Below are 13,094 nucleotides of genomic sequence, written 5' to 3'. Positions count from 1 at the left end.
GGTTTTTTTGCCCCGGTCCGCGTCACCTGCGGACCGTTGCTCCCGCGCGACTCGGGCCGGGGCCCAGCTTCGCTGGCCCTGGCCCTGCGACTGCGCGGTGCCAAGAGCGGAAAACCCTCTAGGGTGTTCAGGTGCCGCCAGCGCTTTCGGTCCTTACCCGCAACAAGGACTTCCGCAACCTGTTCACCGCTGACCTGATCGGCCTGGGCGCCGACTGGTTCGTGATGATCCCCCTGCTCACCCTGCTGCCCCACCTGACCGGCTCGGGCCTGTGGGGCGGGCTCGTGCTGGCCGCCGACACCGGGGTGACGGCGCTGCTGCTGCCCTTCACGGGAACGATCGCCGACCGCGTGGACCGCCGCCGCATCGTCATCGCCGCCGACCTCGCCATGGCCGGGTGCGCCCTGTTCCTGCTGCTCGTGCGCACCCCCGCGACGGCCTGGGTCGCCCTGGTGGCCGTCGGCGCGATCGCGGTCGCCAAGGCCTTCTTCACGCCCGCCGCCCAGGCCGCCCTGCCCAACGTCGTCGACCCCGAGGACCTCCCGGCGGCCAACGCGCTCGCGGGCTCGGCCTGGGGCACCATGCTCGTGATCGGCGCGTCGCTGGGCGGCATCGCGTCGGAGGCCTTCGGCGCCTACCCCTGCTTCGTCATCGCCTCGGCCCTGCTGCTCTTCTCGGCCTTCCAGGTCTGGCGCGTGCGCCGCCCCCTGCAGGCGGAGCGCACCGAGCCCCCGGCCCCCGCGCTCGCCGCGATCGCCGAGTCCCTGCGCTACATCCGCGCCCGCCCGAGGATCGCCTCCCTGGTGACCGTGAAGTCCGCGGTCGGCTTCGGCAACGGCGTCCTGACGGTCTTCCCGCTGCTGGCGCTCGCGCTGGGCGCCGGCCCGATGGGCACCGGCCTGCTCTTCGCCGCCCGGGGCCTGGGCGCGCTGGTCGGCCCGATGGTCCTGCGGAAGGTGCTGTCCCACCGCTCCTGGCTGCTACCGGGGCTGGCCCTGTCGATGTCGCTGTACGGCCTGGCCTACATCGGCGTGAGCCTGACGACGCTGTTTCCGCTGGCCCTCGCCGGCGTGGTGCTGGCGCATGTGGCCGCGGGCGGCAACTGGATGATGTCGAACTACGTCCTGCAGGAGGAGGTGCCCGACGCGCTACGGGGAAGGGTCTTCGCCACGGACTTCATGCTGGCGACCCTTTCGGTCGCGGCCAGCCAGCTGGCGGTGGGCGTCTTCGTGGACCGCACCGACCCGCGGGTGCTGGTCGCGGCGTGCGGGGCGGTGACGCTGCTGTACGCGGCGGGCTGGTCGCTGGTGTCGCTGCGCCGCCCGGCTCCCGCTACGGAGTAGCCCTCCGCGATATGTCCGACGCTTCGCGATCGGACATATCCCATTTATACCCTGACAGGTCATATTTACGATTCGGCCGAAGATCGTGAAAGTTTCGGGCTCTTGTGCGGGTGAGCTATCGTGGTGATATCACTTCGATAGCCATCCCCCTGGAGGAGTCATGGAGCGACGAGCGTTTCGAGTAGCCGGGTTCGCGATGCTCGGCGTGCTGCTCATCCTGGTCGCCGGGGCCGTCGCCGCCGTCACCCAGCTGTCCGAGGACGCCGGCGCCGCGGTCGTCGTCCTGCTCTCGCTGCTCGCGGTCCTGATCTTGTCCGGGTTCACCGTGGTCAACCCGAACGAGGCCCGGGTCATGCAATTCTTCGGGCGGTACGTGGGCACCATCGGCGACGCCGGCTTCCACTGGACCGTGCCGCTCACCACCAAGCGCCGCCTGTCCCGCCGGGTGCGCAACTTCGAGACCGACCGGCTCAAGGTCTCCGACGCCGACGGCAACCCGGTGGAGATCGCGGCCGTGGTCGTCTGGCGCGTCACGGACACGTTCAAGGCGTCCTTCGGCGTGGACGATCACATCTCGTACGTCGCGGTGCAGTCCGAGGCGGCCGTGCGGCACCTCGCCACGAGCTACCCCTACGAGTCCCACGACGACGGCCGCTCGAGCCTGCGCGAGGGCAACGTGGTCAGCGAGGAGCTCACCGTCGAGCTGGGCGAGCGCGTGGCGCTGGCCGGGGTCGAGGTGCTGGAGTCGCGGATCACCCACCTCGCCTACGCGCCCGAGATCGCCCAGGCCATGCTCGCTCGCCAGCAGGCCAGCGCGATCGTGGGGGCGCGGTACAAAATCGTGGAGGGCGCCGTCGGGATGGTGCAGAGCGCGCTGGAGCGGCTCAGCGAGCTCGACGTCGTCGAGCTGGACGAGGAGCGCAAGGCCCAGATGGTGGCCAACCTGCTCGTCGTGCTCTGCGGCGACCGCAACGTCCAGCCCGTGGTCAACACCGGCACGCTCTACGCCTGATCGATCGTCGTGCCCGAGCGCAAGAAGCTGCTGCTGCGGCTCGACCCCCAGGTCTACGACGCGATCGCGCGGTGGGCCGGCGACGACCTGCGCAGCGTGAACGCGCAGATCGAGTTCGCCCTGCGCCTCGCCCTGCGCCAGGCGGGCCGCGACCCGAAACGGGGCCAGCCCCCGCCCGGCCCCGACGTCGACCCCGCAGCCGAGGGCGAGGCCGGCGACGAAGGGGAAGCCGGCGACTGAGGCTGTGCCGCTCGACCCCGCCGCCCCGGCCGCTGGGCTCCAACCCGCGCCGGGGCGGTGGCGTGCTCACGCGCTCATTGCTGGGTGCGGGCGGCGGGGTGCTCGCACCTGGTGCGGGCCGGCGGCGTGCTGACCGGTCGCGCGGGGCGGTGGGAGTGTTCACGGCTCGTGCGGGGCGGTGGGCTGCTCGCGCGGATCCGGGAACCGGTGGCGATCCCGGGAAATGGGCGCGCCGTCCTCATGGTGAGATGATGGGCATGGCCTTCCTGTCCCGACCCGTCGTCGTGCGCGTTCCCGCGACGAGCGCCAACCTCGGCCCCGGATTCGACGCGCTCGGTCTGGCGCTGACGCTGTACGACGAGGTCGAGGCCCGGGTCACCTTCGCCGGCGTCACGGTCGAGGTGAGCGGCGAGGGTGAGGGCGATCTTCCCGCCGACGAGACCCACCTGGTCGTGCGCGCGATGCGCCGCGCCTTCGCCGTGCTCGGCGAGCAGCCCCCCGGCCTCGCGCTGCGGTGCCGCAACCGCATTCCCCAGGCCCGCGGCCTCGGCTCCTCCTCGGCCGCCATCGTCGCCGGGATCGTGCTGGCCCGGGCCCTGGTCGAGGGCGGCGCCGAGCGCATGGACGACGCGGCCGCGCTGGTGCTGGCCGACGAGATCGAGGGTCACCCCGACAACGTGGCGCCGTGCCTGCTCGGCGGCTTCACGATCGCGTGGACGGGGGACGGGGGTGCGGTGGCCGTACGCCGGGAGCCCTCCCCGGACATCCGCCCCGTGCTCTTCGTGCCCGAGGAGCGCGGCCTGACCGAGGTCGCGCGCGCCGCGCTGCCCAAGACCGTCCCGCACGGCGACGCCGCGTTCAACGCCGGGCGCGCCGCGCTGCTCGTGCACGCCCTCGCCGGTGACCCGGGCGCGCTCTTCGCGGCGACCGCGGACCGGCTCCACCAGGACTACCGCGCCGAGGGGATGCCGGGCACCGCCGACCTGGTCGCGAGCCTGCGCGCCGAGGGCGTGCCCGCCGTGGTCTCGGGCGCGGGCCCGAGCGTGCTCGCGTTCGGCGTGGGCACGTGGACCCCGCGGCCGGTCGAGGGCTGGCGCGTCCTCCCGCTCGACGTCGACCTGACCGGTGCCCGGCTCGGTGGCGAACTGACCTGATCCGCAGAGTCTGAAAACCCGGTCGCCGCGAGCCGTGTGCAGCCGTGGGCCGTGCACCGCTGTGGGCCGTGTGCAGCCGTGGGCCATGTCCAGCCGCGGTCCGTGGGCCGTATGCAGCCGCGGTCCGTGGGCCGGGTGCAGCCGCGGGACGTGCACCGTCGTGGGCCGTGTGCCCGCCGCGGCCCCGTGTGCAGTCGTGCGGCCGTGGCCGTGTTCAGCCGAGGCCGTGTGCCGCCGCGACCGGCCGAAGGTGGCGGGTGAGGCGCGATGTGCCGTTGTCGATGTCGTGGCCGTCCGGCCCGGTGGTGAGCTGGTATGGGGTACGCTGGAACACGCCGAGCGGGGCCCTGTTGCCGCTGGCTGGCGGAGTTGATTACTCTCTAGTCTTAAGCAGCCGCTCAGTGCGGCGATCTCATGCGGGGCGGCGTGCTCCGAATTCCGTGGCACCCCTTGCGCACGCCCGGCCGCCAACCCGCGTTTCCTGTGGTCGCGCGCACTCGGCTGGGCCGGTGACGCACATGGTGGCGTCAAGGCCCACCGCCAAAAGCGCTGCAACACCCTCCCGGTCGCACGTCGAATCCGGGGGAGCAGCAGGAAACTCCGCATCGCAAGGTCGAGATGGGAGCACGCAAGACCCCGGCACACCGTCGATGCGGGAACACGCACCACCCCCGGATACGGGGCAACGCACGACCTCCACACCGCAATGCGCAAGACGGCGGCGGGGAGCACCCGCGGGCCGCCCGCCCACCACAGTCGAATACGGGCCGGCCCCGGAACCTAACGAGGGAAGGAATCCATTGAGCGACACCACCGACGTCACGTCGGATGTCTCCACCGACCGCGCCGCGGTCGAGGCCGACGGCGCCGAGGCCGGCGCGACGCGTCGGCGGCGCTCTGGCACGGGGTTGGCCGGCATGCTGCTTCCCGAGCTGCAGAGCCTGGCCGCCTCGTTGGGCATCTCCGGCACGGCTCGCATGCGTAAAGGCGAGCTCGTCACCGCCATCCAGGAGCGTCAGGCGGGCGACTCGCGCCCCGCCGCCGAAGCGAAGGCCACCGAGGCGAAGGCCACCGCCACCGCGGCCCCCACTCGCACCCGGTCGCGCAGCACGGCCGCCGGGGCCCGCACCGAGGCCCCCGAGGCGGAGTGGCCCTCGGCCACCGAGGTCACCGAGCCGCCGGCCCGTTCCCCTCGTCGGGCCACCCGCGCCGCGGGTCCGCCGGAGCCGCGGGCCGCGCGCGAGGAGACCGCCACGGCCGAGCCGGCCGCCGCCGAGGCCCCGGCTGCCGAGCGGGCCGAGCGCCCCAGCCGCGCCGAGCGTGCGGAGCGGGCCGAGCGGGGCACCACCGAGCGGGCGGAGCGCGGCACCACCGAGCGCGCCGAGCGGGCTGCCACCGAGCGCGCCGAGCGCGGCACGACCGAGCGGGCGGAGCGCGGCGAGCGGGCCGAGCGCGCCGAGCGCGGTGACCGTGCCGAGCGCGGCGAGCGTGCGGAGCGCGGGGAGCGCACCGAGCGTGCCGAGCGCGGTGACCGGGCCGAGCGCGGCGAGCGTGCCGAGCGCAACGACCGCGGTGACCGGGCCGAGCGCGGCGACCGCGCCGAGCGGGCCGAGCGCAACGGCGCCGACCGCGGCGAGCGGGCCGAGCGCGGCGACCGCGGGGACCGCAACCAGCGCGGCGGCTTCGCCGACGACGAGGGTGACGACGACGGCACCGGCCGTCGCGGGCGGCGTAGCCGGTTCCGCGACCGCCGCCGGGGCCGCGACCGCGACGGCGCCGAGGCCGCCACCGGCGGGCGCGGCGGCAACGAGCCGCAGGTCAGCGAGGACGACGTCCTCGTGCCGGTCGCGGGCATCCTCGACGTGCTCGACAACTACGCGTTCGTGCGCACGACCGGTTACCTGTCCGGCTCCAACGACGTCTACGTCGCCATGTCGCAGGTCAAGCGCTACGGCCTGCGCCGGGGCGACGCGGTCACCGGGGCTGTGCGCCAGCCGCGCGACGGCGAGCAGCGGCGGGACAAGTACAACCCGCTCGTGCGTCTCGACACCGTCAACGGCATGGACCCGGAGGAGGCCAAGCGCCGCCCCGAGTTCTACAAGCTCACCCCGCTCTACCCGCAGGACCGCCTCCGCCTGGAGACCGAGCCGCACATCCTGACCACGCGCGTCATCGACCTGGTGATGCCGATCGGCAAGGGCCAGCGCGCGCTCATCGTGTCGCCCCCGAAGGCCGGCAAGACGATGGTGCTGCAGGCGATCGCGAACGCGATCACCCGCAACAACCCCGAGTGCCACCTCATGGTCGTGCTGGTCGACGAGCGGCCCGAAGAGGTCACCGACATGCAGCGCTCGGTGAAGGGCGAGGTCATCGCCTCGACCTTCGACCGGCCGCCGTCGGACCACACCACCGTCGCGGAGCTGTCCGTCGAGCGGGCCAAGCGCCTGGTGGAGCTGGGCCACGACGTGGTCGTGCTGCTCGACTCGATCACCCGGCTCGGCCGCGCCTACAACAACGCGTCGCCCGCCTCCGGCCGCATCCTGTCCGGTGGTATCGACTCGACGGCGCTCTACCCGCCGAAGCGCTTCCTCGGCGCCGCGCGCAACATCGAGAACGGCGGCTCGCTGACCATCATCGCCACGGCGCTGGTCGAGACCGGCTCCACCGGTGACACGGTCATCTTCGAGGAGTTCAAGGGCACAGGCAACGCCGAGCTCAAGCTCGACCGGAAGATCGCCGACCGGCGCATCTTCCCGGCGATCGACATCGACCCGTCCAGCACGCGCAAGGAGGAGATCCTCCTCGCGCCGGACGAGCTCGCGATCGTCATCAAGCTGCGCAAGGTGCTGCACGCGCTCGACTCGCAGGAGGCGCTGAACCTCCTGCTGGACCGGCTCAAGAAGACCCGGACCAACGTCGAGTTCCTCATGCAGATCGCCCAGACGACACCGGGCGAGTAGGCGGCAACGCGGATGCCCCCGGAGCGAGCCGCTCCGGGGGCATCAGCACGTTCAGCCACGAATCGGTGGACGGCGGCGCCCGCGGTGGAGGCGGCGGCCGAGGCGGGCGGCCGAGTCAGCAACAGTGGCGGCGGCAAGAGGCGGCGAGCGGCCGAGTCAGCAACCGAGGCGGCGGCAAGAGGCGGCGGGCGAGTCAGCCGCGGATCTCGGTGGACGGGTCGGGCGGGTCGACGACCTCGAAGATCTCCACCATGCCGCTCGTGCGCAGCAGCCGGTACACCCCGGGACCCGGGCTCGCGAGCACCACCGCCACGCCGGCGCCCTGCGCGTACTTGTACCCGCTGATCAGCACCCCGAGCGCGCTGGAGTCCATGAAGGACACCGCGGCCAGGTCGATCACCACACGCGCCGGGCGGCCGTCGACCGCGCGCACGATCGCCTCGCGCAGCGCGGGCGCGGTGGCCACGTCGACCTCGCCGCGCACGGCGAGCACCGTGCCGCCGTCGGGCTCGCGCCGGGCGCGGATGGGGATTTCCGCCACAGGAGCAGTATCGGGCGTCCGGCCCGGGCCGGCCATCGGGGGCTCCACAATCCGACCCTTTCGCACGCATAGACCGTCAGGCTCATAGACAGGCGTACAAACCCCAACGCATACGCGGGTTTTCAGTGACGCTTCTCTGGCGTACGGTGACGCAGATCGGAGTGGGCGGGCCCCCTGGCGTGCGGGCCGGCCTCGGCGCCGCGGACGAAGGGTAGGCGCGGCCTTGAGCATCCTGGGCGGGTCCGTCCTCACGGCGATGGCCGAAGGCCTGCGGGGCCGGGATCTGCCGTCGCTGCGCACCGCCCTGGAGACCGAGCTGGGCCTGCCCATCGGCGGATCCGACGACCCCGAGACGTTCCTGGACCGGTGCGCCCGCATCCCGGGTGCCCTGCACGCGCTGGGCGATCGGCTCGACGAGGAATTCCGGAAACAGCTGCGCGCCGTACCGGTACCGCTGCTGCTGCCCGCGGAACGACGGCGCCTGCTGGCGCTGACCGCCCAGGCCGCCCACCTGCCCGTCGCCGGCCCGTATCGCGCGGCCGTCGGCCCGGCCGGACCCGATCGGCCCGTCGGCGAGACGGCCTCCGATCTCCTGCCGCACCTCGAGGGCCTGCTGCGCCCGCCCGAACAGCCGCCGCCGCTGCTCGCGTTCGTCGCGGCGCTCGCCGCCGAGGCCGGAGCGGGCCTGCGCGCCGAGCTGCGGGCCTGGCTGGAGGAGCACCTCGCGCGCACCGGCGCCCCGGCCGACTGGCTGGCCGCGCTCACCCCGGGCGCCGGTCGCGGCTCCCGCACCATCCTCGTGCTGCGCATCGAGCGCGACCGGCTCGACGAGGGCTTCCTGGTCTGGGCCTGGGTCCAGGGCGAGGACGGTGCGCCGGGCATCGCGCTCGCCGCCGCCGAGACCGTCATCGCCGAGGCGGACCTGCCGGCCGAGGTCGACCGCCGGCTCGCGACCGTCCTGGCCGCGCACGCCTCCGACGCCAACGAGCTGGCCGTCGAGTGCATCCTGCCCAAGGCGCTCGGCAACCTCCCGGTCGACCAGTGGCCCGTCGGGCCCGCGTTCGGCGCCGAGCCGCTGCCGCTCGGCGCGCGGTTCTCGGTCGTGCTGCGCTCGTGGGAGCGGGCCGCCGACCCGGCGCTGCGGGCGAACTGGAGCCGCAAGTCCAAGCGGCTGCGCGCGCACGGCCACCTCAGCGACCCGAAGGCCGTCTTCTTCCTCGACCGGCCCGAGCCCGCCCTCGCGGCGCTGGGCGCGCAGCTCGCCGAGGAGCCGCGGATCTGCTTCATGCAGGAGTTCCCGCCGGGCGAGGAGCCCGGCCTGGCCGCCGACGAGCTCGGCGTGGCGCTGACGATGGGCCTGCCGGTCGCGGTCTGGTGCCGGCCGGGCTACGACCCGCGGGCGGCCGGGCGACTGGACGAGATCCTCGAGGTGTCCAGCGTCGCCGAGATTCCTGGTCTGGTACTGCGCCTGCGCCGCGAGGCCGCCCGCGCCCCCGGCGCCGAATCCCGTCCGGGCACCCATCTCGCGCTGCTGTGGGACGAGTCCGGCCGCCGCCCCGAGGAGCCCGCGCTGCGCTGGCGCCCGCCCGGCGAGGCGGGGGAGCGGCGATGAACCTCGACGCGCTGCGCCCGCTGGCCGCGCTCGGCCTCGACGAGCTCGCGCTGCTGGTCGACACGGGAGCGTCCCTGACGCTGTGGGAGCCGGTCCTGGCCGAGCTGCGCGCCGCGCTGGACGGCCTCGGCGGCCCGCCCGTCGCCGAGTGGACGCTCGAGCCCGGCCTGGAGCTGCCGCCCGCCCGGCGCGTCACGCTCGTCGTCACCGACGGCGTCGGCCCGGCCTGGGACGGCGCGCTGGCCCCGCTGCTGGAGCGCCTCGGCCGGGCCGGCCCGACCGCGATCCTGCAACTCCTGCCCGCCCGCATGTGGCCCCGCGCCCGCGCCGCGCTGCATGGCGTCCGGCTGAGCGCGCCCGGCCCGGCCGCCGCCAACGCCGGCCTGCGGGTCGAGGTGTCCGACCGCCGGTTCGAGCCGGGCCACGCCGGCATCGCGATCCCGGTCCTGGAGCTCGCCCCGCGCTGGCTCGGGCCCTGGGCCGCGCTCGTCGCCGGGGCGCCGGAGACGGTACCGGGCGTCGCGCTGTTCACCGGGCGGCTCGGTGCGCAGACCGCCGACGTCGAGCCGGCGCGCGGCCCCGAGCGGCGGGTCCAGGCCTTCCGCGCCGCGGCCTCGCCGACCGCGTACCGCCTCGCCGCCCTCCTCGCCGCCGCCCCGCTCACCGTGCCCGTCATGCGCCTGGTGCGGCAGGAGCGGCTGGGGCGGGCGCGGCCGGAGCACCTGGCCGAGGTGTTCCTGAGCGGCCTGCTCGTGGCCCGGGACGGCTACGACTTCCGGCCCGGCGTGCGGGAGGCCCTGCTGCCGGCGCTGGAGGGCGCCGAGGCGTTGGCGGTGGTACGGCTCGTGGCCGATCACCTCGGCCCGGCCGACCTGGACGCGGCCGTCGTCGCCGGCGACCCCCGGCCCCTGGCGGCCCTGGGCCCGGCGTTCACCGAGGCGGCCGCCCCGGTGCTGCGCGCGCTCGGCGGCGCCCACGCGGAGCTGGCCGAGCGGCTGCGGCGCCCGGCCGCGGCCGAGGCGGCCGCGGCGGACACGGCGGCGGCGAGTTCTGGCCTTCTGGCCGGAGGTGGCGACGCCGACGGTGACGGCAGGGTGACCGAGATCGATGTGGTGGCGCAGTTCGCCGATGCGGCGGCCGAGCGGTGGGACGGTGCGACGGGTGCGGCGACGGCGGCGGGGGAGCGGGACGTGCACGTGAAGACACCGCAGCAGGTGCGCAACGCGGTGCCGCCGCGCAACTCCGGCTTCGTCGGCCGCGACGCGGTGCTCGACGAGATCGGGCGCAAGCTCGACACCGGCCTCGTCGCGCTGCTGCCCGACGCCCGGCACTCCCTCGGCGGCACGGGCAAGACCCAGCTGGCGCTGGAGTACACGCATCGGTACGCGGGGGAGTACGACCTCGTCTGGTGGGTGCCGGCCGAGCAGGTCGCGCCCATGCGGGTGGCCCTGGCCGGGCTCGCGCGGGCCCTGAAGATCCGGGAGAGCGGCGACCTCAACCGGACGCTGCAACTGCTGCGCGAGACGCTCGAGCGCGGGTCGCAGTACCATCGCTGGCTCTTGATCTTCGACAACGCGAGCCGTCCGGAGGACATCGAGCCCTATCTGCCCCGCGGCACCGGCCACGTGCTCGTGACGTCCCGCAACCCGCGCTGGGCCGAGATGGGCCATGCGATCGAGGTCGGCGCGTTCACGCGGGCGGAGAGCGTGCTGCTGCTGCGGCGCCGCACGCCGGCGATCAGCGGCTCGCAGGCGCACACGCTCGCCGCGCGCCTCGGCGACGTGCCCATGGCGATGGAGCAGGCCGCGGCGACCCAGCACGCGACCGGCTGGGCGGCGACGGAGTACCTCGACCGGTACGACGTGCTGCGCCGCGACATGGGGGGCACGACGGAGCGGCCGGAGTACCCCAGCCCGATCGTGGTCACGTGGAACCTCGCCTACGCCGAGCTCGCCGAGCGCAACCCCGGCGCCGCCCGGCTGCTGGACGTGTGCGCGTTCCTGGCCGGCGAGCCGGTGTCGTGGAACGTGCTGTGGGAGAGCCGCGGCGCCGGGCTGCCCGCCCCGCTGGGCGCCCTCGTGCGCGTGGAGAAGGCCCTGCGCACGGCGCTGCGGGAGCTCGCCCAGTTCGGGCTGGCGCAGGTCGACCCGGCGCTGCAGTCGGTGCAGGTGCACCGGCTCGGGCAGCTGCTGCTGCTGGAGCGGCTGGGGGTCAAGGAGTACCCGATCTACCAGCAGGCCGCGCACGACGTGCTCACCGCGGCCGACCCGGCGATCCCGGACGATCCGTCGAGCTGGCCGCGCTACGAGGAGCTCAGCGCGCACCTGCTCTACTCGGACCTGCTGGCCGGGGCGACCGACGAGTCTCGCCAGCTCATGCTGCACTACGTGCGCTTCCTGTTCGTGCGCGGCGACCATGACAGCAGCCGTACCGTGGCCCAGCACGCGTACGACCGCTGGCGTCTCGCCCTGACCGACGAGCACGAGGACACTCTCGCGGCCGCCTACCACCTCGCCAACGCCATGCGCGCGGGCGGCGACGCGGCCGAGGCGGCCAAGCTCAACCAGCAGACCCTGGCCACCCTGCGCAATGTCTTCGGCGACGACGACGAGAGCACGCTGATGACCGCCAACAGCGTCGGGGCGGACCTGCGCCTGCGCGGCGAGTTCGTGGCGGCGCGCAACGTCGACCTGGACAACCTCGACCGCTACCGCCGGCTCTTCGGCGAGGCCTACCCGCGCACCCTGCGCTGCGCCAACAACCTCGCGGTGGACATGCGCCTGCTGGGCGACTTCCGCCAGGCGCGCATCATCGACGAGCAGACCCTCATGCACCGCCGCCGCGTGCTGCCCCACCCGCACCCGGAGACGCTGTGGTCGCTCGTCAGCCTGGCGCACAACCGCTTCGGCCTCGGCGAGCACGAGGTCGCGATCGAGATCCTCACCGAGGCCCTCCCGGTGCACGCCGAGGCGTTCGGGGAGGACCACCCGGGCGTGCTCACCGGGATGCGGTACCTCGCGATGGCCCTGCGCCGCGCCGGCGTCTATCCCCGGGCGCGCAAGGAGGCCGAGGCGACGATGGCGCTGTGGCTCGAGAAGTACGGCGACCACAGCGCCGACTCCCTCTCGGCCGTCCTCACCTACGCCAACTGCGTCCGCGCGAGCGGCGAGTTCGCGGCCGCGCGCACGGCGGCGCAGCAGGCGGCCGACGGCTTCGCCGCGATCCTCGGCGAGAAGCACCCGTTCACCCACGCGGCCCAGGCGGCGCTCGCCGCCGCCCTGCGCGCCGAGGGCGACCCCTCTGCGGCGGCGGAGCTGGACCGGCACGCGCTCGTGGGCCTCGCTCACTCCGTCGGGGCCGAGCATCCGTTCTCGGTCGCCTGCGCCATCGGCTACGCCTCCGACCTCGCCCAGTCCGGGCAGACGGCCGGGGCCGTGATCGCCTCGAAGGACACGGTCCGCGTGGCGCAGTCCGCCTTCGGGGCCCAGCATCCGGCGTTGCTCGTCGCGGGCTTCAACCACGCGCTCGATCTGCGCGCGGCGCATCCTGCCGGGGAGGATCGGGGGACTGTGGCGGCGGCGGCTGAGGCGTTGCGGCGGCGGCTTGGTGATACGCATCCGGCCACGCAGACGGCCTTTGCCGGGCGGCGGCTCGAGTTCGATATCGAGCTGCCGGCGACCTGAGTTCGGTCGGTCGCGAAATATCCGGCTCGTTCCTCGCCGAATATTTCGGACTTTTCGCCTGTGGGGCGATAAATCCGTTTCGCGGGCATTTTCTGGTCTGGCGTTCGGCTCGTGAACCGATCGGGTCGTTCGATCCGATGAGGTTGGTGAGGGCCGCGACTTGGCGACCCGGCCAGACGGATCGGGGGCCGTTCGCGCGCGGCGCGGTGGTGGGCGACGGCGGTCTCGGTGCGGTGGGGCCGGGCGGCTGCGGCTGGGAGTGCGGCGGGTGCGGCGTCGGCGGGTGGCGCGGAGGGTTGGCGGTGGCCTCCGGGCTGCGGCTGTGGGCGGTCCGGTAGTCGCCGCGGGCGTGGCGCGGTGAGGCGGACCGGCGCCTGGCGCGGGCGTGGTGCGGTGGGTGGGCGGAGGTCCGGTGCGGGTCGGGTGGTGGCGTGCCTGGGCTGATGGGGCGGCGAGGGCGGTCGGATCGCGGCGGCGCGGGACCAACGGTGGTGGGCTGGTGGCTGGCGCGGACGTGGCGCGGTGAGGCGGCCCGGTGGCTGGCGTGGG

At 74.4% G+C, this 13,094-nt stretch carries 8 protein-coding genes; 7 read left to right on the top strand and 1 reads right to left on the bottom strand.

The genetic code is table 11. From position 1 onward, the window contains the following. The first annotated feature begins 131 nt into the window (after positions 1 to 131). The 5 genes from AC6JBM_RS37455 to rho all read left to right on the top strand — a co-directional run bounded on the left by AC6JBM_RS37455 (position 132) and on the right by rho (position 6,709). A complete protein-coding gene (locus tag AC6JBM_RS37455) occupies positions 132 to 1,343 on the top strand; it encodes an MFS transporter (RefSeq protein ID WP_497978628.1) in 1,212 nt (403 codons plus the stop codon). 160 nt (positions 1,344 to 1,503) lie between these two features. Continuing rightward, a complete protein-coding gene (locus AC6JBM_RS37450) occupies positions 1,504 to 2,355 on the top strand; it encodes an SPFH domain-containing protein (RefSeq protein WP_497978627.1) in 852 nt (283 codons plus the stop codon). 9 nt (positions 2,356 to 2,364) lie between these two features. Then, positions 2,365 to 2,595: a type II toxin-antitoxin system antitoxin gene (locus AC6JBM_RS37445; protein ID WP_497978626.1), complete on the top strand. Its 231-nt coding sequence runs from the start codon at positions 2,365 to 2,367 to the stop codon at positions 2,593 to 2,595. 251 nt (positions 2,596 to 2,846) lie between these two features. Further along, positions 2,847 to 3,749, top strand: a complete 903-nt coding sequence (gene thrB, locus AC6JBM_RS37440) for a homoserine kinase (protein ID WP_497978625.1) — start codon at positions 2,847 to 2,849, stop codon at positions 3,747 to 3,749. Between the two features lie 800 nt (positions 3,750 to 4,549). After that, positions 4,550 to 6,709, top strand: a complete 2,160-nt coding sequence (rho, locus tag AC6JBM_RS37435) for a transcription termination factor Rho (protein ID WP_497978624.1) — start codon at positions 4,550 to 4,552, stop codon at positions 6,707 to 6,709. A gap of 193 nt (positions 6,710 to 6,902) precedes the next feature. Here rho and AC6JBM_RS37430 read toward each other — a convergent pair whose 3' ends face one another. After that, positions 6,903 to 7,250 (bottom strand): STAS domain-containing protein, encoded by a 348-nt coding sequence (locus AC6JBM_RS37430; RefSeq protein ID WP_433613928.1) that lies wholly within the window; start codon positions 7,248 to 7,250, stop codon positions 6,903 to 6,905. A gap of 223 nt (positions 7,251 to 7,473) precedes the next feature. Between AC6JBM_RS37430 and AC6JBM_RS37425 the strand changes: the two genes are divergently transcribed. After that, a complete protein-coding gene (locus AC6JBM_RS37425; protein WP_497978623.1) occupies positions 7,474 to 8,862 on the top strand; it encodes a VMAP-C domain-containing protein in 1,389 nt (462 codons plus the stop codon). After that, the gene (fxsT, locus tag AC6JBM_RS37420) at positions 8,859 to 12,545 is read left to right on the top strand and encodes an FxSxx-COOH system tetratricopeptide repeat protein (protein ID WP_497978622.1); all 3,687 of its coding nucleotides are present in this window, start codon (positions 8,859 to 8,861) and stop codon (positions 12,543 to 12,545) included. Before AC6JBM_RS37425 ends, fxsT begins: the two co-directional genes overlap by 4 nt. Positions 12,546 to 13,094: the final 549 nt, after the last annotated feature.

This window comes from Dactylosporangium thailandense, assembly GCF_059739745.1.
The sequence above is the reverse complement of the archived record's forward strand: the minus strand, read 5'-3'. Positions and strand labels throughout refer to the sequence as shown.